The organism is Arthrobacter melezitosi (assembly GCF_054511055.1).
Window position 1 is genome coordinate 36,818 of record NZ_JBTNDJ010000011.1, and the last position, 19,756, is coordinate 56,573.

20 protein-coding genes are annotated in these 19,756 nt (G+C 66.9%); 11 read left to right on the top strand and 9 right to left on the bottom strand.

What is annotated here, in order from left to right; genetic code table 11:
* Nucleotides 1–3 precede the first annotated feature (3 nt).
* From ACX80W_RS12090 to ACX80W_RS12110, 5 genes are all read left to right on the top strand, one after another.
* Entirely contained in the window at nucleotides 4–696 is a 693-nt protein-coding gene (locus tag ACX80W_RS12090) for an ABC transporter permease (RefSeq protein ID WP_459283593.1), read from the top strand.
* Complete coding sequence (locus tag ACX80W_RS12095; RefSeq protein WP_459283595.1) at nucleotides 696–1,445, top strand: ABC transporter permease; 750 nt, start codon at nucleotides 696–698, stop codon at nucleotides 1,443–1,445. Before ACX80W_RS12090 ends, ACX80W_RS12095 begins: the two co-directional genes overlap by 1 nt.
* A complete protein-coding gene (locus ACX80W_RS12100) occupies nucleotides 1,442–2,392 on the top strand; it encodes an ABC transporter substrate-binding protein (RefSeq protein ID WP_459283597.1) in 951 nt (316 codons plus the stop codon). Before ACX80W_RS12095 ends, ACX80W_RS12100 begins: the two co-directional genes overlap by 4 nt.
* A 37-nt stretch (nucleotides 2,393–2,429) precedes the next feature.
* The gene (locus ACX80W_RS12105; protein ID WP_459283599.1) at nucleotides 2,430–3,395 is read left to right on the top strand and encodes an ABC transporter substrate-binding protein; all 966 of its coding nucleotides are present in this window, start codon (nucleotides 2,430–2,432) and stop codon (nucleotides 3,393–3,395) included.
* A gap of 76 nt (nucleotides 3,396–3,471) precedes the next feature.
* Entirely contained in the window at nucleotides 3,472–4,689 is a 1,218-nt protein-coding gene (locus ACX80W_RS12110) for a pyridoxal phosphate-dependent aminotransferase (protein WP_459283601.1), read from the top strand.
* A gap of 9 nt (nucleotides 4,690–4,698) precedes the next feature.
* On the opposite strand, the gene ACX80W_RS12115 is transcribed toward ACX80W_RS12110, so the two are convergent.
* Complete coding sequence (locus tag ACX80W_RS12115) at nucleotides 4,699–4,944, bottom strand: exodeoxyribonuclease VII small subunit (protein ID WP_459283603.1); 246 nt, start codon at nucleotides 4,942–4,944, stop codon at nucleotides 4,699–4,701.
* Nucleotides 4,941–6,323, bottom strand: coding sequence for an exodeoxyribonuclease VII large subunit (gene xseA, locus ACX80W_RS12120; protein WP_459283605.1), 1,383 nt, complete (start codon nucleotides 6,321–6,323; stop codon nucleotides 4,941–4,943). The genes ACX80W_RS12115 and xseA overlap by 4 nt, the downstream gene beginning before the upstream one ends.
* 256 nt (nucleotides 6,324–6,579) lie before the next feature.
* Between xseA and ACX80W_RS12125 the strand changes: the two genes are divergently transcribed.
* Entirely contained in the window at nucleotides 6,580–7,425 is an 846-nt protein-coding gene (locus tag ACX80W_RS12125) for a hypothetical protein (protein WP_459283607.1), read from the top strand.
* A gap of 51 nt (nucleotides 7,426–7,476) precedes the next feature.
* Nucleotides 7,477–8,574 carry a 4-hydroxy-3-methylbut-2-enyl diphosphate reductase gene (locus tag ACX80W_RS12130; protein ID WP_459283609.1) on the top strand — a complete coding sequence of 366 codons (1,098 nt, stop codon included), beginning with the start codon at nucleotides 7,477–7,479 and terminating at the stop codon, nucleotides 8,572–8,574.
* Nucleotides 8,575–8,623: 49 nt separating this feature from the next.
* Here the strand turns inward: ACX80W_RS12130 and ACX80W_RS12135 are convergent, their stop codons facing one another.
* Entirely contained in the window at nucleotides 8,624–8,833 is a 210-nt protein-coding gene (locus ACX80W_RS12135) for a hypothetical protein (protein ID WP_459283611.1), read from the bottom strand.
* A 126-nt stretch (nucleotides 8,834–8,959) separates the two neighbouring features.
* Nucleotides 8,960–10,363, bottom strand: coding sequence for a DNA recombination protein RmuC (locus tag ACX80W_RS12140; protein ID WP_459283613.1), 1,404 nt, complete (start codon nucleotides 10,361–10,363; stop codon nucleotides 8,960–8,962).
* Nucleotides 10,364–10,447: 84 nt separating this feature from the next.
* Between ACX80W_RS12140 and ychF the strand changes: the two genes are divergently transcribed.
* On the top strand, nucleotides 10,448–11,533 hold the full coding sequence (gene ychF, locus ACX80W_RS12145; protein ID WP_459283615.1) for a redox-regulated ATPase YchF: 1,086 nt from the start codon (nucleotides 10,448–10,450) through the stop codon (nucleotides 11,531–11,533).
* 643 nt (nucleotides 11,534–12,176) lie between these two features.
* Nucleotides 12,177–13,007 (top strand): hypothetical protein, encoded by an 831-nt coding sequence (locus ACX80W_RS12150; protein ID WP_459283617.1) that lies wholly within the window; start codon nucleotides 12,177–12,179, stop codon nucleotides 13,005–13,007.
* 271 nt (nucleotides 13,008–13,278) lie between these two features.
* On the opposite strand, the gene ACX80W_RS12155 is transcribed toward ACX80W_RS12150, so the two are convergent.
* Nucleotides 13,279–13,782: a DUF4188 domain-containing protein gene (locus ACX80W_RS12155; protein WP_459283619.1), complete on the bottom strand. Its 504-nt coding sequence runs from the start codon at nucleotides 13,780–13,782 to the stop codon at nucleotides 13,279–13,281.
* Between the two features lie 53 nt (nucleotides 13,783–13,835).
* On the opposite strand from ACX80W_RS12155, the gene ACX80W_RS12160 reads away from it, so the two are divergent.
* Nucleotides 13,836–14,405 carry a TetR-like C-terminal domain-containing protein gene (locus ACX80W_RS12160; RefSeq protein ID WP_459283621.1) on the top strand — a complete coding sequence of 190 codons (570 nt, stop codon included), beginning with the start codon at nucleotides 13,836–13,838 and terminating at the stop codon, nucleotides 14,403–14,405.
* A gap of 294 nt (nucleotides 14,406–14,699) precedes the next feature.
* On the opposite strand, the gene ACX80W_RS12165 is transcribed toward ACX80W_RS12160, so the two are convergent.
* From ACX80W_RS12165 to ACX80W_RS12180, 4 genes are all read right to left on the bottom strand, one after another.
* Nucleotides 14,700–15,485, bottom strand: a complete 786-nt coding sequence (locus ACX80W_RS12165) for a MerR family transcriptional regulator (protein ID WP_459283623.1) — start codon at nucleotides 15,483–15,485, stop codon at nucleotides 14,700–14,702.
* Nucleotides 15,486–15,759: 274 nt separating this feature from the next.
* Nucleotides 15,760–16,314: a small multidrug efflux protein gene (locus ACX80W_RS12170; RefSeq protein ID WP_459283625.1), complete on the bottom strand. Its 555-nt coding sequence runs from the start codon at nucleotides 16,312–16,314 to the stop codon at nucleotides 15,760–15,762.
* 370 nt (nucleotides 16,315–16,684) lie between these two features.
* Nucleotides 16,685–17,560 (bottom strand): ABC-2 transporter permease, encoded by an 876-nt coding sequence (locus ACX80W_RS12175; RefSeq protein WP_459283627.1) that lies wholly within the window; start codon nucleotides 17,558–17,560, stop codon nucleotides 16,685–16,687.
* A gap of 2 nt (nucleotides 17,561–17,562) precedes the next feature.
* Complete coding sequence (locus ACX80W_RS12180) at nucleotides 17,563–18,534, bottom strand: ABC transporter ATP-binding protein (protein ID WP_459283629.1); 972 nt, start codon at nucleotides 18,532–18,534, stop codon at nucleotides 17,563–17,565.
* A gap of 597 nt (nucleotides 18,535–19,131) precedes the next feature.
* Here ACX80W_RS12180 and ACX80W_RS12185 point away from each other — a divergent pair.
* Nucleotides 19,132–19,713, top strand: coding sequence for a dihydrofolate reductase family protein (locus ACX80W_RS12185; protein ID WP_459283631.1), 582 nt, complete (start codon nucleotides 19,132–19,134; stop codon nucleotides 19,711–19,713).
* Nucleotides 19,714–19,756: the final 43 nt, after the last annotated feature.

Consider the following 19,756-nt stretch of genomic DNA (forward strand, 5'->3'; position numbering starts at 1 on the left):
GGCATGGACTGGTTCCTCGCCAACACCGGTTTCATTGCGGGCCTGACCGGACAGCACCTGGTCCAGTCGGTGTTGCCGCTGGTGCTCTCCGTGGTCTTTGCCGTGCCGCTCGCCCAGCTGGCACGGCTGAACCGGACCGTCGGTGGAGTCATCCTGACGCTGTCCTCCATCCTCTACACCATCCCCTCGCTCGCGATGTTCGTCTTCCTGCCCCTCGTCCTCGGCACCAGCATCATCAGCCCCGTCAATGTGGTCGTGGCGCTGACGATCTACGCCGTGGCCCTGCTCGTGCGCTCCACCCTCGATGCGCTTGAGTCGATCGACGACGACGTGCGCCAGGCCGCCGTCGCCATGGGCTTCAGCCCGGTGCGGCGCTTCCTCACCGTCGATTTCCCCCTGTCGATCCCCGTGCTGTTCGCCGGGCTGCGGGTCATCTCGGTGACGAACATTTCGCTGGTCAGCGTTGGGGCCCTGATCGGGGTGTCGAGCCTCGGGACGCTGTTCACCGACGGGCTCTTCCGGTCCTTCCCCACGGAGATCGCCGTCGGCATCATCATCACCCTGGTGCTGGCCCTGGTGATGGACCTCATCCTCGTCACCCTGGAGCGGCTCGTCACCCCGTGGAGGCGCCAGACACCGGCGAAGGGCCGCACCCCCGGGACCGTCGCGGTCGAAGCGTACCGGGTGGGTGCCTGATGGATTACTCAAGCGACAACCTGTTCGTCCAGCTGGGGGAGTGGCTTACCTCCCCGGCGAACTGGTCCGGTGCCCGTGGCATCCCCGTGCGGATCATGGAGCACATGGGTTACACCGGACTGACGATGCTCATCGCGCTCCTGATCGCCGTCCCGGTCGGCCTGTATGTGGGGCACACCGGCCGGGGGCGGGTGGTGATCGTGTCGGGCATCGGGATCCTGAGGGCGCTGCCGACCCTGGGCATGGTCTTCCTGTTCGTGCTGCTGGCCGGGCTCGGCCTGCTGCCACCGATCTGGGCGCTGGTGCTCCTGGCGGTTCCCCCGGTGCTCAGCGGCGTGTACGCCGGTATCTCCTCGGTGAACCGGGACACGGTCGATGCTGCCCGGAGCATGGGCATGAGCGAGCTGCAGATCCTGTTCCGGGTCGAGGTGCCCAACGGCCTGCCCGTCATCCTGGGCGGGGTGCGGGCCGCGGTGCTGCAGGTGGTGGCGACCGTCGCCGTCGTCGCCTTCATCAACCTCGGCGGACTGGGCGTGTTCCTCGTGGAGGGCTCCCAGCTGCGCGACTACGGGCGCCTCTTTGGAGGTGCGGTGGTCATCGGCGTCGTCGCGGTCATCGTGGACCTCCTCATGGCGCTGCTGCAAAAATTCGCCGTCTCACCGGGGCTCCGCGCGGGCCGTGGACGGGCGACCAACCAAGTTTCTGGCCGGCAGAAGGCCGTGGCCAGCGCACAAGGAGGAACAACATGACCCACCTGTCAGTACACCGGCGCGCTTTGACGGGGCTGGCCCTGACGGGCCTGCTGGCATTGACGGCCTGCGGTGCGAACAGTGATCCTGCGGCCGAGCCGGAGGAAACCTCCGGCGGCGGATCCGTCGTCGTCGGGTCCGCCGACTTCCCCGAGAGCCAGATCGTCGCCGAAATCTATGCCGGCGCGCTGAAGGCCGAGGGGATCGATGCGAGCACGAAGCTGAACATCGGATCCCGCGAGATCTACTACGGTGCCGTGGAGGATGGCTCGGTCGACATCATGCCCGACTACAGCGGCAACCTCCTGCTGTTCGTGGATCCCAAGGCGACGGCGGAGTCACCCGAGGAGATCACGGAGGCCCTGCCGGACGCGCTCAAGGCGAAGTCGGCGGACGTGAACCTCGGGGTGCTGGAGCCCTCCGAGGCCGAGAACAAGGACGCGATGGTGGTCACCCCGGCGACCGCCGAGGAGTACGGGCTCAAGTCGATCGCCGACATGGCCGAGGTGTGCGGCGAGCTCACGATCGGCGCCCCCAGCACCTTCCAGGAGCGCTCGTACGGCCTGCCCGGGCTCAAGGAGAAATACGACTGCGTGCCGGGGGGCTTCGAGTCGATCAACGACGGCGGCGGAGCCGTCACCCTGAAGGCCCTCCTCAACGACGAGGTCCAGGTGGTCGACATCTACACCACCACGCCGTCGATCGAGGACAACGACCTCGTTGTGCTCGAGGATCCGGAAAACCTCTTCATCGCCCAGCAGATTCTCCCGCTGGTCAACCTCGACACCGTGGGCGAGGACGCCCGCAACGTGCTCAACGAGGTGTCGGCCGAGCTGACCACGGAGGACCTGATCGATTTGAACCGCCAGGTCAGTGGTGACGAAAAGCGCAATCCCGCCGACGCCGCGGCGGACTGGCTCGAGGAGAAGGGGCTCGCCGGGAAGTAGCCCCGCCGGCACCTGCCGATTCTGAAGGAGGACGGACATGAAAAACCCGTCAGCCCACCGCGCCGGACGGCGCGGTGGGCTGGGACTGGCCGGCGGGCTTGCGGGCCTGCTGGCACTGGCCGGATGCGGGGCGAACAGCGACCCCGGGGCCGGACCGGAGGACGCCGGAGCCGGCGGCGCGGTCGTCGTCGGGTCCGCCGACTTCCCCGAGAGCCAGATCATCGCCGAAATCTATGCCGGTGCGCTGAACGCCGAAGGCATCGACGCGGACACCCAACCCAGCATCGGGTCGCGGGAGATCTACTTCGCGGCCGTCGAGGAGGGCTCGGTCGACATCGTGCCCGACTACAGCGGAAACCTCCTGCTGTTCACCGACCCCACCTCGACCGCGCAGACGGCCGAAGACATCATGGCGGCCCTGCCCGGGGCACTGGACGCGAAGTACCCGGACGTCAACCTGGGCGTCCTCGAGCCCTCCGAGGCCGAGAACAAGGACGCCATGGTCGTCACCCGGGCCACGGCCGAAAAATACGGCCTCAAGTCGCTGGTCGACATGGCGGAGGTGTGCGGGGAGCTGGTCATCGGGGCGCCGGGCACCTTCCAGGAGCGCTCCTACGGCCTGCCCGGGCTCAAGGAGAAGTACGGCTGCGAGCCCAAAAGGTTCGAAGCCATCAACGATGGCGGGGGGGCCATCACCTTGGAGGCCCTGCTGAAGAACGAGATCCAGGCCGCCGATATCTTCACGACGACGCCGTCCATCGTGGACAACGACCTCGTGGTGCTCGAGGACCCCAAGAACAACTGGCTGGCCCAGCAGGTCCTGCCGGTGGTGAATCTCGACACCGTGGGCGAGGACGCCCGGGCGGTCCTCAACGAGGTGTCCGCCGAGCTGGCCACCGAGGACCTGCTGAACCTCAACCGCGAAGTCAGCGGCGAGCAGAAGCGCAATCCGGGTGACGCCGCGGTGGGCTGGCTCGAGGAGAACGGCTTCGCCGGCGGATAGGCGCGGCAGGATTCCCTCCACGGCCCGGCACGCGGCAATTCCACGCGCCGGGCCCGTGCTGTGGCATCCTGAACGAATGGCAAAGTACAGGCAGTCCGACAAGCTCCACAATGTGCTCTATGACATCCGGGGGCCGCTGCTTGAGCACGCGAAGATCATGGAGGCTCAGGGCCACCGGATCCTGAAACTGAACATCGGCAACCCGGCGCCGTTCGGCTTCGAAGCCCCCGACGCGATCCTCGTCGACATGATCCGCAATCTGCCCAAGTCCCAGGGTTACAGCGACTCCCGGGGCATCTTCTCGGCCCGGACCGCCGTCGTGCAGTACTACCAGGGCCGCGGCATCCAGAACATCGACATCGACGACGTGTACCTGGGCAACGGCGTCAGCGAGCTGATCACCCTGTCGCTGCAGGCCCTGCTCAACAACGGCGACGAGATCCTCGTGCCCACCCCCGACTATCCGCTGTGGACGGCGTCGGCCAGCCTGGCCGGCGGCACCGCCGTGCACTACCTGTGCGATGAGGACAACCACTGGTGGCCCGACCTCGAGGACATGGCCGCCAAGATCAGCCCCGCCACCAAGGGGATCGTGCTGATCAACCCGAACAACCCCACCGGGGCGGTCTACCCGCGGCACGTGATCGAGGGTGTCGTGGCCCTGGCCCGCGAGTACAACCTGATCATCTTCGCCGACGAGATCTACGAGAAGATCCTCTACGACGACGCCGTGCACGTGAACGCCGCCTCGGTGACCGGGGACGACGTGCTGTGCCTGACCTTCAGCGGGCTCTCCAAGGCCTACCGCATCGCCGGGTTCCGCAGCGGCTGGATGGCCATCTCCGGCCCGAAGGAGGACGCCGAGGACTACATCGAGGGCATCAACCTGCTGGCGAACATGCGCCTGTGCGCGAATGTGCCCGCCCAGCACGCGATCCAGACGGCCCTCGGCGGCTACCAGAGCATCAATGACCTGATCCTGCCCGGCGGGCGGCTCAAGGCGCAGCGCGATAAGGCGACCGAGCTGCTCAACGCCATCCCCGGGGTGAGCTGCGAGCCCGCGGCGGGTGCCCTGTATCTCTTCCCGCGGCTGGACCCCGAGGTGTACGCGATCCGCGATGACGAGAAATTCGCCCTGGACCTGCTGAAGCAGCAGAAGATCCTCATCTCGCACGGACGGGCGTTCAACTGGATCAACCCGGACCACTTCCGGATGGTGACCCTGCCGAGCGTCGAAGTCATCGAAGACGCCGTGGGGCGGCTTGCCGAGTTCCTGGGGTCGTACAAGCAGTAGGGCCGGGGCCTAGCTGGGGGGCTGGGTGCCCTCCTCGGCCCGGGCCCTCGCGGCGGCGAGGCGCTTCTTCGCGCCTTCGAGCCAGTCCTCGCAGCGGTCCGCCAGGGCTTCGCCGCGTTCCCACAGGGCCAGCGACTGTTCGAGGCTGACGCCGCCGGCCTCGAGCTCGGATACGACGCCCACCAGTTCCTCGCGTGCCTGTTCGTAGGACAGGGACGAAATGTCCCCCGGTGCGTTCTCGGTTGGCTGGGTCATGGGTTTTCCTTTCTCGGCGGTTCCGGGCTCTCCGGTGCGCCCGCGGTGGCGGTGGCAGTGGCGGAGGGGTGGCCTCCGGCGGTGGGATCGGGCAGGGTTCCGGTGGCCCGGGCGGACAGCCGCCCGACCGCCACCTTGATCGACAGGTCGGTGCCGGCGGGCACCGCGGCGGCCTCCAGCACGACGCTCCCGTCCCCGCGCTGGACCACGGCGTAGCCGCGGTCGAGGGTGTTCTGCGGCGAGAGCGCGCGCACCTGGGCGCGCAGGTGGGCCACGCCGTCGGCGTGGCGGGTGACGGCGGAGTCCACCGAGCGGTGGGCGCGGTTCCGCAGCCGCTCGATGTCGGACTCCCGCACGTCGATCATCCCCTCCGGGCGGGCCAGGGACGGCCGGGAGCGCAGCTGGTTGAGCCGCTCCGTCTCCCGGGCCACGAGCTGCCCCAGGGAGCGGGTGAGCGCGGCCCTCGCCTGGCCGATGCGGTGCAGTTCCTCGGCCACATCCGGGACCACCCGCTTGGCGGCATCGGTGGGGGTGGAGGCGCGCAGGTCGGCCACCTCGTCGAGCAGCGGCCGGTCGGCCTCGTGCCCGATGGCGCTGACGACCGGTGTCCGCGCCGCGGCCACGGCGCGGACGAGCTCCTCGCTGCTGAAGGGCAGCAGGTCCTCCAGCGACCCGCCGCCGCGGGCAATGATGATCACGTCGACCTCGGCCATGGCATCGAGTTCGGCCAGCGCGGCGGTCACCTGGGGCACACTCCCGGGGCCCTGCACGGCCACCTCGCGCACCTCGAAGTCCACGGCCGGCCAGCGCAGGGCGGCATTGCGCATCACGTCCTTCATGGCATCGGAGCCGCGGCCGGTGATGAGCCCGATGCGGTGCGGGAGCAGTGGAAGCCGCCGCTTCCGCTGCGCCGAGAAGAGACCCTCGGCGCTCAGCAGCCGGCGCAGGCGCTCGATCCTGGCGAGCAGGTCCCCGAGTCCGACGGGGCGGATGTCCCGGGCCTGCATGGAGAGCCGGCCCGTCTTGACCCAGAAGTCGGCCTTCAACTGGGCGACGACGCGCGTGCCCTGCTCAAGGGGCAGGGCGAGCCGGTCCAGCACACTGCTGAAGACCGTCACCGACAGGGACACCTCGGCGTCGACATCCCGGAGCGTGAGGAAGGACAGCCCGGAGCGGCGGTTGAATTCGATGACCTGGCCCTCGACCCAGGCGGCGGGGGCACGGTCGATGTGCGCCTTGAGCTTTTCCGACAGGATGTGCAGGGGCCATGGGGTCGCGGCGGAGGTCTCCGCGGCCGTGGCCGGCAGGGTTGTGCGGGCTCCCGGCTCAACCGGTGCCGCAATTCGGTCCCCGTACGGCATTGTGCCTTCGGTGGTCATCGGCGCGCTGCTCCTCACCTTGCTGTCTGGGTGCCGACGCTGCGGCTGCGGCCGTTCCGCTGCGGTGGCGGGGCCCGTACTGTCCTGTCCAAGGACTTATGTCTACCAGCTTCCCACGACAGCGCCTGCCCGGAGCGCCGGATGGGGAAACTGCGGCGCGCCCGGGCCGTGGGACGCCGGGCCCACGGAATCGGTGCCCGGCGGGTTCGAAAGGGCATAACCTGTTTTTCGAACACCCACCCGACGCAAGGACCGTATGCGCACCCTGGCTTCCGCCTTTTTCGGCCTTTCCGCGCTGGCGCTTGGCGCCGGGGCGCTCTCCGCGGCCTGGACGGAGAGCCGGCTGGTCGACCAGCAGGGTTTCGTCGACCTTGCCCGCCCGCTGGCCGCGGACACCGAATTCCAGCAGGCCCTGACCGGGGCGCTCGCCGGGGAGGTGTCGAGGGGCGCAGGGCTGCCGGGGCCCCTGCAGAACCTCGTGCGCCCTGCCCTCGAGAATGCAGCCATCTCGGTGACCCGCATGTCCGGCTACCCCCGGGCCTGGGAGGAGACCCTGCGCATCTCCCACCGGCTGACCCTCTCCACTGCGCCGGCGGACCCCACTGAGCCGGTCCCCGCCGTGGTCTCCCTCGATCTCAAGCCCCTGGCCGGGCTGCTCTCCAAGGAGGTCGGCACCGGTCTGGGCATCAACGTGCCCGTGCCCTCGAACACGACGGTGGAGGTGGGCCGGCTCGAGCGCGGCGGCTACCTGAGCCTGGTGAGCAGGATCGCCCAGCTGTGGCCCGTGTTCGCCTTGGGGGCCGGCCTCTGCGCGGCGCTCGCCCTGACCCTCGCCCGGAAACGCTCGACGACCCTCGCCCTGCTTGGGCTTGGCGGCGCGGGGCTCGGCTTCCTTGGCTGGTTCGGGACGGGCCTGATCCCGGATGCCGCCGCTGGCGCCGCCGGGCCCAGCGCCGTCGCCCAGGTCTTCGTCCGCGGCTTCGCCGGCAGGGTTTCGGCCGACCTGGCCGAGGCCAGCGTGCCCGTCATTGCCGGCGGGCTCGTGGTGCTCGCCGTGGGCGCGGCCCTGCGGTTTACCGTCGGGCGCCGGAGTATGCGCTAGGCCACACCACCCGGCGGACCGCTGGGCAGGCGGAGCCGTTAGCATTGAACCATGACCAGCACAGCAGTCCAGGTCCCCATGCCCATGGTGCCGCGCAGGCGCCGCTCTCCCGAAGACGTGCACGCCGCCGCTCCGGTCGAGGGCACGCGCCAGGTGCTGCTCGCGGCACCGCGCGGATACTGCGCCGGGGTCGACCGTGCGGTCATCGCTGTCGAGAAGGCCCTCGAGCACTACGGCCCGCCGGTCTACGTCCGCAAGCAGATTGTCCACAACCTCCACGTGGTCTCGACCCTGGAGGCCAAGGGTGCCATCTTCGTCGAGGAAACCGACGAGGTCCCCGAAGGCGCGCTGCTCGTCTTCTCCGCGCACGGGGTTTCGCCAGCGGTGGTCCAGTCGGCCGAGGACCGGGGCCTGCGGACCATCGACGCGACGTGCCCGCTGGTCACGAAGGTCCACCGTGAGGCCCAGCGCTTTGCCCGCGACGACTTCGATATCCTCCTGATCGGACACGAGGGCCACGAGGAGGTCGAGGGAACCGCGGGCGAGGCGCCCGAGCACATCCAGATCGTCAACGGGCCCGAGGACGTCGATAAGGTCCAGGTCCGCGATCCCGAGCGGCTGATCTGGCTCTCCCAGACCACCCTGAGCGTCGACGAGACGATGCACACGGTGAACCTGCTCAAGGAGCGGTTCCCGACGCTGCAGGATCCGCCCAGCGATGACATCTGCTACGCCACCTCCAACCGGCAGGCGGCAATCAAGAAGATCGCCCCGTCGTCGGACCTCGTGATCGTCGTCGGCTCCGCCAACTCCTCCAACTCGGTCCGTCTGGTCGAGGTTGCCCTCGAATACGGAGCGAAGGCCGCGCACCGCGTGGACTTCGCCAACCAGGTCGACGAGTCCTGGTTCGAAGGCGTGAAGACCGTGGGAGTTTCCTCGGGCGCCTCGGTGCCCGAGAACCTGGTCCAGGACGTGCTGCGGCTGCTCGCCGACTACGGGTACGGCCAGGTCGAGGAGGTCGTCACCGCGCAGGAGGACATCATCTTCTCCCTCCCGAAGGAGATCCGCTCAGCGCTCAAGGCCATGGGGGATTCCTCCCAGGGCCGGGGCGGGCGCGGCGTGCGCCGGGCTCCCGGAACCTCGAACTAGCTGCCGCGTCCCGGCCGGCTCCGGCACGGGACCTGCGCGTGGACCGGTGTCACCGCCGCTTGAGCACCCCTGACCTGAAGGGGCGGCGGCGCCACGGCAGCGGCGTCGCTCCTGCGAGGGCGGGCCTGTCCCGCCGCCGGCGGGAGACCAGGGCTCCGACCGCGACGCCGACCAGTGCCCAAAAAGCGCCGGCGCCGACGCCGGCCAGCACGATCCAAAAAGGGACTCTGGTGCTGGAATCAGCGTTGTTCGCGCTCATGGCCGGAATTCTTGCATACCCCGGGTGCGGCGTGAAGCCTGCGCCGGCAATCTGCCCTCAGCCCGGGCAGCTTCCCAGACGCCCGCCGCCTGCTCACGTGCTGAGGTTGAACTAGCTGAGGTCGGACTAGGCGCTGCGCTCCACGGGGGCGTCCGGTGCGCCCCGGTCGAGGGAAGCCGGGCCGTCACCGCTGATTCCCGCCGTGCCCTGCCGCCAGTCGAATGCAGCCGGGCTGCCGGCGTCGCCGCCGGTATCGGCGCCGTCGACCAGTTCGGGTGCGCCCAGCAGCCGGGGAGTCGCCTCGACCGCCTGCACCCCGGAGAAGGCACTCTTGTCCGGGCCCGCTTCCGCGCCGGCCGGATTGGCGTCGAGGGACGCCGCGTCGAAGGCGCCGATGCGCCGCGCCGTGGGCAGCACCCGGGTCTCGAGGGTGCCGACGAACGAGTTGTACTTTTCGACCGACGCCTTGAGCGAGGAGCCGAGCTTGGCGACGTGCCCGCCCATGGTGCCCAGCCGTTCGTAGAGCTGGCGGGACAGTTCGAAGAGCTCGCGGGCGTTGTCGGTGAGAACCTCCTGCCGCCAGCTGAACGCAGCACTCTTGAGGATCGCCAGGAGCGAGACAGGGGAGGCGAGGGCAACGTTGCGGCTGAAGGCGTAGTCGAGCAACCCCGGGTCGGCGCGCAGGGCAGAGGCCAGGATCGACTCGACCGGGATGAAGCAGATGACGAGCTCGGGGGAGTTGTTGGTGCCCTCCCAGTACTTCTTCTTCGCCAGGGTGTCGATGTGCGCGCGCAGGGCTTTGGCGTGCTGCTGGAGCAGGGCGGCACGCTCGGACTCGCGGCCCGCCGCCTCCGGTCCGTCCTCGTCAAGTTCCTGGGCCTGGAGGAAGGCGCTCAGGGGCACCTTCGCGTCGATCACCAGCTGTTTGTTGCCGGGAAGCTGCACCACCATGTCGGGCCGCGACGTCGAGCCGGCGCCTCCGGAGGGGGCGTTCTCGGCGACCGCGGTGCGGGCCAGGGTCGCCTGTTCGATGAAGTCGACGCGCGCCAGCATCCCGGCGGCTTCCACCACCCGGCGCAGCTGCACCTCGCCCCACTGGCCGCGGGCGCTGTTGCTGCGCAGGGCAGCCGCGAGGGAATGGGTGGTCGAGAGGAGCCGGGCGTCGGCGTCGCGCGCCTCCTGCAGCTGCTGGGCCAGCTGTCCGTACTGCTCGACGCGGTCCCGCTCCAGCAGTCCCACCTGGCGCTGGACCTGGGTAAGCTTCTCCGCGACGGGTGCCAGGGCCCGCAGCACGTTGGTCTCCTCGGACGACCGTGCCGTCAGGGCCCGGTTCTGGGACGCGAGCAGGTCCTTCTCCGCCGTCGCCGCGGCCAGTGACGCCGTCGCACTGCCCAGCCGGTGTACGGCGTCGTCGAGTTCCTCCCGCAGCTGATCCGACTGTCCACGCCCGCGGAAGGCGATGAGGAAAGCACCGGCGATGCAGCCAAGTACAAAAGCGAGGATTACGAGCACAAGCGTGAAACCGTCCATGAAATCACTGTCGCAGGAAGCGCCGACATTTCCGGGAAGGCTCCCCGGCGGCGCCGTGCGTCCGGGCCGGTAGACTGTACTCCCGTGGCTCTTACTATTGGCATCGTCGGACTGCCCAACGTCGGCAAATCAACCCTTTTCAATGCGCTGACCCGCAACAACGTGCTGGCGGCGAACTACCCGTTTGCGACGATCGAGCCGAACGTCGGCGTGGTCAACCTTCCCGACCCGCGCCTGGCGCAGCTCGCCGAGGTGTTCGGGTCCAAGCAGATCCTCCCGGCGACCGTCTCCTTCGTCGACATCGCCGGTATCGTCAAGGGCGCCTCGGAGGGGGAGGGGCTGGGCAACCAGTTCCTGGCGAACATCCGCGAGGCCGAGGCCATCGCCCAGGTCATCAGAGTCTTCGACGACCCCGACGTCGTCCACGTCGACGGCAAGGTCGACCCCCGCTCCGACATGGAGACCATCAACACCGAGCTGATCCTCGCCGACCTGCAGACCCTAGAGAAGGCGATCCCGCGCGTCGAGAAGGAAGTGAAGATCAAGAAGCGCGAGGCCGCGCAGCTCGCCGCCATGCAGGCAGCCCAGGCGGTGCTCGAGCGCGGTGACACGATCTTCGCTTCGATCAAGAGCGACAAGCTCGAGATGGAGCACCTGCGCGAGCTGAGCCTGCTCACCGCCAAGCCCTTCATCTACGTCTTCAATGTCGACGACGCCGTCCTCGGCAACCCGGAGCGCCAGGAGGAGCTGCGGGCCCTCGTCGCCCCGGCGGACTCGATCTTCCTCGACGCCAAGCTCGAGGCTGACCTGGTGGAGCTCGACGAGGCCGAGGCCCGCGAGATGCTCGAGATGAACGGCCAGGAGGAGTCCGGGCTGGACCAGCTGGCGCGCGTCGGCTTCCACACCCTCGGCCTGCAGACCTACCTCACCGCCGGCCCGAAGGAGACCCGGGCCTGGACCATCAAGAAGGGTGCCACTGCGCCGGAGGCGGCAGGCGTGATCCACTCAGACTTCCAGCGCGGCTTCATCAAGGCCGAAGTTGTGCACTTCGAGGACCTCATGGCCGCCCGGTCGATGGCCGAGGCAAAGGCCAAGGGCAAGGTGCGCATCGAAGGCAAGGAATACGTGATGGCCGACGGCGACGTGGTTGAATTTAGATTTAATGTCTGAGTTTTGGATTTCTATGTAACGAGGTTGCCCGGGAATTCCCCTGTGAACTAAGCGATTCGCACAGCGACCGGCTCCGCCTGCCTCGGTAGGTTCGGGGCCGGTCGTCGTTTTATGGGGGCGAACTGCAGTGCCACGGCATCCAATCGTGTCCCGACCCAGCCACGCTCAACCCATGAATACACTCTTGACAGCGGTATAGGAATGCCCTCGGCCGGAATCGAGCTCATAGTCTCCGTGGAAATATTCAGAAGTAGGGAGCACGCCTGATGGATCTACCAGTTCATGTTAGAGCAACGAGGGTGACCAGAAAGCGTCGCTCTCCAATTTTCGGAAAGGGATATTTTGTTTATGATGTTCGATTCCGGAATGGTGAAATTCGAAGCAACATAAATCCGAATGAAGTGCTGGAAGGTTCCCGTTATCCAGCTGACTACTGGATGGTGATGAATGGTGCCGAGGCGGTGGCTGGTGATGGCATCCCAGGCCCGTGGGTGGACTACCCGTATGGGCGGCCACTCGATGGTTGAATCAAAGGTGCGGTGTGGCACTTTGTCGCGAGCGACCGGTCAGGAACCATCGGTGCGGACCCCCGTATCCTGGACCTGCTTGAGGAGAACGGCATCAACTTTGTTATTCATTCGCCATGACGTTGTACGCAAAGATGAAAAAGCAGGAGGCTGCCGCGGCGCTGGCCGAGTTCCTTGACGAGCGGCCGCAGGCACTTGAGCACCTGATCCAGCTCCTGGCCGAGCGCTCAGAGGACATTGTCAATCTCGACGGGACGGTTGAAAGCCTGATTCCCCTCTGGCGCCGGGTAAAACCGTTATGGACAGTGCGGACGGTGGAAACCGGGCAGCCTGATGCCTTGGCCGTTCACTCGTGGCTTCGCTTTCAACTCGGTATGGAGCCGACCCTGTCGCCGGAGTCGATCGCGATCATCGATGGAGTTACCTCCTACCTGTGCCGGGTCGTGGAACACGAGGCCCCCGGCGCGCAGTGGCGGCTCGGATATCACCGGTTGGGGTCCTTTATGTGGCAGAACTACCCGGTGCTTGCCCGTGACGGCGAGGAGGTTGCCCTTGCCCACCTCCTTCCAGGACTTGCGCGAGGCCTGGCCGAAGGGCTGTTCTCTTCGGATGACGACGAGCTGGCTCAAATGGCCGCGGCGTCCATCGAGCAACTCAACGGGACCAGCGAGGATGCGGCGGGCGGGGATGAACCGCTCGTTGAGGTGGAGGACCTAGGCGAGGACGCGCTGCGCAGGCGTGAACTTGAGGCGTCCTTGCGCGAGGGCATCGCCCACGAGCACTCCCGGGTGGTGGACCGCATGGCCCAAACCCTGGCTAAGGAGGACGGGATCACCGGCGTCGGCCGGGAAGACCGCGAGGTGCTCCTCGTCGCCACCCCAGTCTGGACCATCGACCAGCTCCAGGAATGGGTCACGGGCTACTTCGAAGCCAAACTTAGTGACTGACGATCCGAAGCCGCGCCGGAAGCCTCCTGTAGGCTTCCGGGGCGCGGTGTCAGGTTATTCAGCTACGTAATGTAGTGGAGTTCCGCTTCGACGTATAGCCCCGCCCGGCTTGAGCTGTGGCTCGGCTGCGGTGAACTGCGGACGCATTCGGGCACACCGGTTCATGTGATCGGTGTGCTCTGACGCTTCATGCGCGCGAGCGCAGGCTGTCCTCACCCGGCCGGATCGAACCGGAGAAGGCGGGGCAGCACATTTGCCTTCGTTCCCCGGCTCATCCGGGCAGATGCCGGCTGACCTCGTCCGCCGCCAAACGCTGGCGCGCGGTGTTCAGTCCCGCTCCCACCGGCACGTGGCCGGTGGCCGCTGCGAGCCCGACGACCGGCATATCGCTATACACGCTTTCCCTGCCACCCGGCATCGTCTCGTAGGTTTCGTGCCATACGCCGACGTCTCCGGTACCGACGGATTCGCGCATGAACCGGCGCCAGGGCTCAAGGTGCGGCGCCGATCGATCGGCCGCGAACCGCTGCAGATGCTCCGGGCTCTTCCAGTAGCTGACCATGATGGTCGTCCGCCCGAACCATTGCTGGTAACTCAGCAACCCGGCCTCGGGCGTATTGGCCAGGTGGGCAAGCATCTTGGGCATGGCCGCCCCTACTCGTGCCACCTTGCCGAACTTCCACCACCGGTTGGCGCGCATCCCGATCAGGAAGACAGTCACCGGACCACCCCCGGGATTGGCAGTGAAACGTCCCGCGTGCACTCGTTCCGACATGCGTTTTCCTCTCATAACAGTGTTACAGAACAGTGTTATGGAATACTGGTCCTATGGCAAGACCCATAGTCCACGATGAGAGCCTGCGTCGCAGGCTACTTGACACCGCAGCCTTCCTAATCAGCCGTGACGGCGTCGCCTCCGTATCGTTGCGTACTATTGCCGCGACCGCTGGGACGTCGACGACGGCGGTGTATGCACTCTTCGGGGGCAAGGCGGAGCTATTGACTGCCGTGCTTGACGACGGCTTCGCTTCCTTTGCCGCCTCCCAACAAGCGGCCGCCGCTGGCGGCCTCGAATCATTGGGCCGGGCCTACCGGACCTGGGCGCTGGAGCATCCGATCCTCTACGGCCTCATGTTCGGCGGCTCACTGGCCGGCCAGGTGCCCTGCCAGCCGACGCCGGGTGCCGCTGAGCCATCGATCGCGCCGCTTTTCGGCGCGGTCGCCGCAGCGCTGCCCGGAGCACCGGATGATGAGACCGCCTCGATGGTCGGCGTTGTATGGGGCCAAGTCCACGGGCTGGTGTCACTGGAACTGGCCGGTGCACCGGCGGCTGGTTGGGCATGGGATGCGGCCTATGATGCCGCCATCCGGCAGATTGGCCGCGCGCTGGGTCGCTAGGGAAGATCGCTCCTCAAGGAGCCGGTGGACCACACCGTCGGCCACGAGCCGTCCAAAATCCGGGTCTCGTCACGGTCAGCCGGTACGTTCGTCGGGTCTCGGGACGGCCCGGCTGCCAGACCTTACGGCAGAACCCGTGCGCCGGTGCCCCTGGCGCTCATGGTATGTAAGGCTATCCGGCCCGGGACCAGGAGTTCCGCTTCAACATGCGGGTGCAGAGGGCGAACACGCGCCCGCCCGCCCCCGTCGGCGAGGTGGCGCCAGCGCGAATACTGCCAGAAGCGGCAGCCAGCCTCAGGGCGTAGGCCCGTCGCCCTCTGAATGGGGGTCCGCGCTGCGCAGAAGGCCGTCGGCGATAATGCTGGCACGGACAATGACGTCGCGCTGGGCGGGGTTGTAGAGGGCGTGGATTGCCTCGACAACGGTGTCCCGGGTGACGTCGGCGCTTTTGGTCACGTGGCCTTTCGGGTTGCTCAGCCAGGAATAGTCCTTGAGTGCCTTGGCAATCGTGGGCGCGTACCGTTCAGCAAGTTCCTGGCGCACATCCTCGTCCGCGTCGGGTGGCAGCGCATCGAGGTCCGAGCTCAGCTGCTCCGGGTCCGCCTCCTGCATGTCCCGCAGGTCACTCATCGCCTCGTCGCTGTAGAGCTGGGAATAGATCAGCACCAGGGACCGGTCCGCCTCCGACATGCGGGCTCCAACGTCCTCGAACCCCGGGGGAACGTCCGTCACCGTCGATCCGTGAAGGATGGCCTGGATCTCGGCCCTAGCGCGCTGCAATCGTTCGATGCTCACCCGCAGGTCGCTGTCGATTGCCCGTAACGCCTCCGAAGACGAGTCGCTATCTACTGCCACCTCGTCGATCTGGTCCAGCGGTACACCCAGGTCGCGCAGGCGCCGGATCCTCAGGAGACGAACGAGGTGTCTGACCTGGTATTGCTTGTAGCCATTGGACATCCGGTCCGGCTGCTCGAGAAGACCGACCCGATGATAGTGACGCACGGTGTTCACTGTCGTTCCCGCCAGATCAGCGATTTCCCGGGTACTCCAACCCATCCCGGGACCTCCTCCCTGGCTCATCCTCGGCAGTTGGATATCGATGCGCACCACCGCGGGTCCGTCATCCGGCTTTCGATTGATTGGTCACTATGTTCTCACCACACGCTCGAGGGAGGGGTTCCCCGACATTGGCCGGCCCTGGATGATTGATCGGACCGCATCGACGATCGGCGTCTGGCCGCTGGTGAATTCCAGATTCTGCCGGCTCACCTGGGGCACCGCTGACACCAAAAATGAAGACTTTCACAGGGGTCACCCCCTGAAGTTGATATCGACTGCCGGCCGTCGGAACGCCCTACCAGCCCAGCAGGCCCAGTACTCCGGTCGCGGCCGCGGCGACGGCGGCGGTCCACACGACGATGGCGATCGCCTGCCACAGCAGCACCCGTCGCTTGCTCACCCCTGATGCCACGAAGAACGCTGCAGTCAGTTGCGTAGGAAGGGCCAGCGGCGCCAGCATGCTTGCCCCCGGCACACCAAACCTGGATAGCCATCCCCGCAGGCGGCGTTGACCCTTGGCCCGCCGGGTCGGCGGGGATGTCGATTTCGAGGTGTCGGTCTCAAGCGTTCGGATGGTGCCGCCGTCGGATTCGCCGCCGCCTGCCCGCCACGCGACAACCCTCTCGCGGACCCGCGAGCTCAGCAGCACCACCACCAGTACGCTGAGGAAGTTGCCCCCGGCGCCGGCGAGCCCTGCAACAATCGGGTCGACTCCCGCGAGAATACCCAAGGCTGCCGAGCCCTCGCCTTCGACATAAGGGATCATCCCGACGAGAGCCACACCCAGCGGCTGCAGGACGTCCGGCACCTGATTCACGAATTCCTGGAGGCCTTCATACGGACTGGACATGCTTATCTCCTTGAGTTCCCCGTCGGGATCAGCTCGACGGTGTTTTTGGTTGGGGCCCTCATGCGAAGGCCCTGAATGCTATGCACTCGTCATTGAAGACCCTGTTCCAACAACACGGTCAAGGGCGTGTGACCAGACCCACGTTCCAGCGTCGGCAGCGCTGGCTGGCACGATGTATCGGCAACATCGAACAGGAGGCATATGGAACACACGACGGCGGGAAGGGGTGCACTCCAATCGGAAGATCGGGCCGTTGGCGCCGCTGCCGAGACGGTGCGGCAGGCCCGGTGAGGGTCCCTCAGCGTTCGCTCTGTGGTTCCCTCACCGAGGATTTGTGGCCCTGGCCTTGGCCAGGGGTGGGGGAGGTTCCCTAGACGTCGCGTTTTCTGGTGACGATGAGGGCAGCGGCGAGGAATGCCAGCGACCAGGCGCCCATGACAAGCCCGCCCTGGACCTGAGTCAGGGCTCCCTCGGCCGCGGTGACGGCCACCATCTGGTTGCCTGCCTCCCCAGGCAGGAAACGTGCAGCGTCGGGAACCCAGTCGGTCAGACCCGACAGGAGTTGCATGATGACCGGCAGGACGAAGAAGAGGCCGACGGCCGTGACCACGCCGCCGGCGGTGTTGCGCAGCAGGATTCCCAGGGAAATGGAGATAACCGCTACGAAGGCCAGGAACGTCCCGGTGTTGATGATGCTCGCTAGGACGCCGTCCTCGGTGAGGGCGAATTCGATGTCCTGGCTTCCGAGGATGGGTTGGGCGATCAGGTAGGACACCAGGGCGCTGAGCAGGCCCACGAGGAACGAGACGGCCGCGACGACGACCGTCTTGGCCAGGAGCGCCGGGGTGCGCCCGGGGACCGCGACCATGGTGGAGCGGATCATTCCCGTCGCCCACTCGGAGGCGATCAGGACCACCGCCAGAGAGGCGACGAGCAGTTGCCCGAAGATCAGTCCGGACGGTGGTGTGGTGAGCGCAGCATCGGCGGGGTTGCCGGGGCCCTGCGCCTCGAAATTGGCAGGAACACTGCCGTCATTGATCGACTCCGCGAGCTGGGCGTATCCCCAGGCGGCCAGCGCGGCAAGACCGACCATGACCAGAACGGTCGACATGATCAGGATCACGGTCGAGCGCACCGTGGTGACTTTGATCCATTCGGATCGAAGCACCCGGGGGAAGGTGATGCCGGACCCACGCCGGGGGGCGTGCCTGGCTGGTGAGAGCAATGTGGTTGTGTGTGTGCTCATGGTCAGCGTCCTTCCACTGGGATGGTGCTCTGGGTGGCGTCCTCGGTGGTGTCCGGAGCGGTGGGGGAGAGGGTGTGGGACTGGTATTCGACCTCGGCCTGGGTGAGCTGCATGTAGGCGTCCTCCAGGGACAGCTGCAGGGGGGTCAGTTCGTAGACCAGGACGCGTTCGCGCAGGGCGGTCTCGGCGATCCGGCGCGGGTCGACGCCGGTGATCTCGATCAGTTCAGGTTCCAGGACCTGGGAGCTGACGCCGTCGCCGGCAAGGGGACCGAGCAGGTCCTGCGGCCGGACGGCGCGCACCCGGACCCGGGCCTTGCTCTGGCCGTCGATGACGTCCTGGATCGGGGCGTCGGCGATGATCCGTCCGCGGCCGATCACGATCAGATGATCGGCCGTCAGGGCCATCTCGGACATCAGGTGCGAGGACAGGAAGACCGTCCGGCCCTCGGCGGCCAGGTCCCGGGCGAGGTGGCGGACCCACTGGACGCCCTCGGGATCGAGGCCGTTGATCGGCTCGTCCAGGATCACCGTCTGGGGATCCCCCAGCAGGGCCACCGCGATGCCCAGGCGCTGGCCCATGCCCAGGGAGAACCCGCCCACCCGTTTTTTCGCGACCGCGCCCAGCCCGGTGAGCTCAATGACCTCATTGACCCGGGAGTCCGGGATGCCGTGGGTAGCCGCCATCGCCCGCAGATGGTTATACGCAGAGCGCTTGGTGTGGACTGCCTTGGCATCGAGCAGCGCCCCGACCTCGTGCAGCGGGGCCTTGTGCTTCGCGTAGGGCCGGCCGTTGATGATCACCTGTCCGCCGCTGGGATTATCCAAACCCATGATCATGCGCATCGTGGTGGACTTCCCCGCCCCGTTCGGGCCCAGGAATCCGGTCACCTTCCCCGGCTGGACGGTGAATGACACGGAGTCCACCGCCGTTTTCGCGCCATAGCGCTTCGTAAGGGTCTGGGCTTCAATCATGGGCCAATCCTTCTCATCGATTCAGGAGTGAATGTCTTTTTCCGCACATCTGGGCACCGCGTGTTCCCAGATGAAGGTTGGTTTGTAAACCGTCGTCCTCGGATACGCGGGCAAGCTGGGTCACGGAGTTTCCGGGAGCGGAAAGGGATCATGGCGTTTCGGTTCCCGCCAATGATTAGAAACTGTGTTCACAGAACAGGGTCAACTCGCCTGCTCCTGAGCCTGGTGCTCCCGGCATTCGCTCACCGAATCGACACCTCCGACCAACAAACGGCATCCGGCGGCATCGTGCCCCGGCGCGCACTTGCAAAGTGCCAGCCCTGCACGCCTACTTCGTTGATCGGCTGGTGCCGGTGTGCGCACATCTGCTCCAAGCAGCTGTGGCAGCAGGGGAAACCGACTCGGAGATAAGCGCATATGAACTCATGCGCCGGGGTTGGCAATCTATGCACCGGCGACGGCAAGGATCCGCAGTACGACGCCGCCCGCGTGGTCAAACTGCTCATCAGAGGGCTGGCTCGGCCCGCCCTGCGGAGGGGTTGATGGGGGAGAGGCCACGGCGTAGAGTCTCGACGACATGGGAGCGAGGAGCAGGTCATGGGGCAACTGATCGTCCAGGACTTTGTCAGCGCCGACGGTTTCGCGGCCGACGCCAACAATGAGTTCAACTTCTATGAGCTCCTTGACGGAGGCACCGCGGAGTTCGACCGCAACCAACTGGAATGGCTGGAGACAGTTGACACGATGGTCCTCGGGGCAAACACCTACCGTATGTTTGTCGGGTACTGGCCGACGTCTGCGTCCGAAGGCGAGATCATCGCGCCATCACTGAACTCGCTCCACCGCGTCGTTTTTTCCCGCCACCTGACGAAAGCCCCATGGGGAGACATGGCGGAGGCGGCCATCGAATCCGGTGACCCGATCGAAGCGATCAGGCGGATCAAGGCCGAGACCGGCGGGGACGTCGTGGTCTGGGGAAGCCTCACCCTGGCAGCGACGTTTCTGGCCGCGGGCGTCGTGGACTCGGTGAGGCTCGTGGTGATGCCGATCGCCATAGGCGCGGGCCGGGGCGTCTTTCCGCCGGGGCAGGACCCGAACGTGCTGACCCTTCAGAGCGCGACAGCGTACGACCAGGGTCTGGTCGAGCTGGTGTATGGAATCCGGGCAAGGAACGAATAGCGCCAGCAATAGTAGGGTGTCTCAATTCTTCGCCGCCGCGGGT

Excerpts from the sequence above, each read along its gene's own strand:
- ACX80W_RS12090 (WP_459283593.1), top strand. The coding sequence starts at position 4 with ATGGACTGGTTCCTCGCCAACACCGGTTTCATTGCGGGCCTGACCGGA.
- ACX80W_RS12175 (WP_459283627.1), bottom strand. The coding sequence starts at position 17,560 with ATGAGCACACACACAACCACATTGCTCTCACCAGCCAGGCACGCCCCC.
- ACX80W_RS12115 (WP_459283603.1), bottom strand. The coding sequence starts at position 4,944 with ATGACCCAGCCAACCGAGAACGCACCGGGGGACATTTCGTCCCTGTCC.
- ACX80W_RS12140 (WP_459283613.1), bottom strand. The coding sequence starts at position 10,363 with ATGGACGGTTTCACGCTTGTGCTCGTAATCCTCGCTTTTGTACTTGGC.
- ACX80W_RS12180 (WP_459283629.1), bottom strand. The coding sequence starts at position 18,534 with ATGATTGAAGCCCAGACCCTTACGAAGCGCTATGGCGCGAAAACGGCG.
- ACX80W_RS12165 (WP_459283623.1), bottom strand. The coding sequence starts at position 15,485 with ATGAGCCAGGGAGGAGGTCCCGGGATGGGTTGGAGTACCCGGGAAATC.
- ACX80W_RS12185 (WP_459283631.1), top strand. The coding sequence starts at position 19,132 with ATGGGGCAACTGATCGTCCAGGACTTTGTCAGCGCCGACGGTTTCGCG.
- ACX80W_RS12135 (WP_459283611.1), bottom strand. The coding sequence starts at position 8,833 with ATGAGCGCGAACAACGCTGATTCCAGCACCAGAGTCCCTTTTTGGATC.
- ACX80W_RS12170 (WP_459283625.1), bottom strand. The coding sequence starts at position 16,314 with ATGTCCAGTCCGTATGAAGGCCTCCAGGAATTCGTGAATCAGGTGCCG.
- ACX80W_RS12150 (WP_459283617.1), top strand. The coding sequence starts at position 12,177 with ATGACGTTGTACGCAAAGATGAAAAAGCAGGAGGCTGCCGCGGCGCTG.
- ACX80W_RS12155 (WP_459283619.1), bottom strand. The coding sequence starts at position 13,782 with ATGTCGGAACGAGTGCACGCGGGACGTTTCACTGCCAATCCCGGGGGT.
- xseA (WP_459283605.1), bottom strand. The coding sequence starts at position 6,323 with ATGACCACCGAAGGCACAATGCCGTACGGGGACCGAATTGCGGCACCG.
- ACX80W_RS12130 (WP_459283609.1), top strand. The coding sequence starts at position 7,477 with ATGACCAGCACAGCAGTCCAGGTCCCCATGCCCATGGTGCCGCGCAGG.
- ACX80W_RS12100 (WP_459283597.1), top strand. The coding sequence starts at position 1,442 with ATGACCCACCTGTCAGTACACCGGCGCGCTTTGACGGGGCTGGCCCTG.
- ACX80W_RS12125 (WP_459283607.1), top strand. The coding sequence starts at position 6,580 with ATGCGCACCCTGGCTTCCGCCTTTTTCGGCCTTTCCGCGCTGGCGCTT.
- ACX80W_RS12095 (WP_459283595.1), top strand. The coding sequence starts at position 696 with ATGGATTACTCAAGCGACAACCTGTTCGTCCAGCTGGGGGAGTGGCTT.
- ACX80W_RS12105 (WP_459283599.1), top strand. The coding sequence starts at position 2,430 with ATGAAAAACCCGTCAGCCCACCGCGCCGGACGGCGCGGTGGGCTGGGA.
- ACX80W_RS12110 (WP_459283601.1), top strand. The coding sequence starts at position 3,472 with ATGGCAAAGTACAGGCAGTCCGACAAGCTCCACAATGTGCTCTATGAC.
- ACX80W_RS12160 (WP_459283621.1), top strand. The coding sequence starts at position 13,836 with ATGGCAAGACCCATAGTCCACGATGAGAGCCTGCGTCGCAGGCTACTT.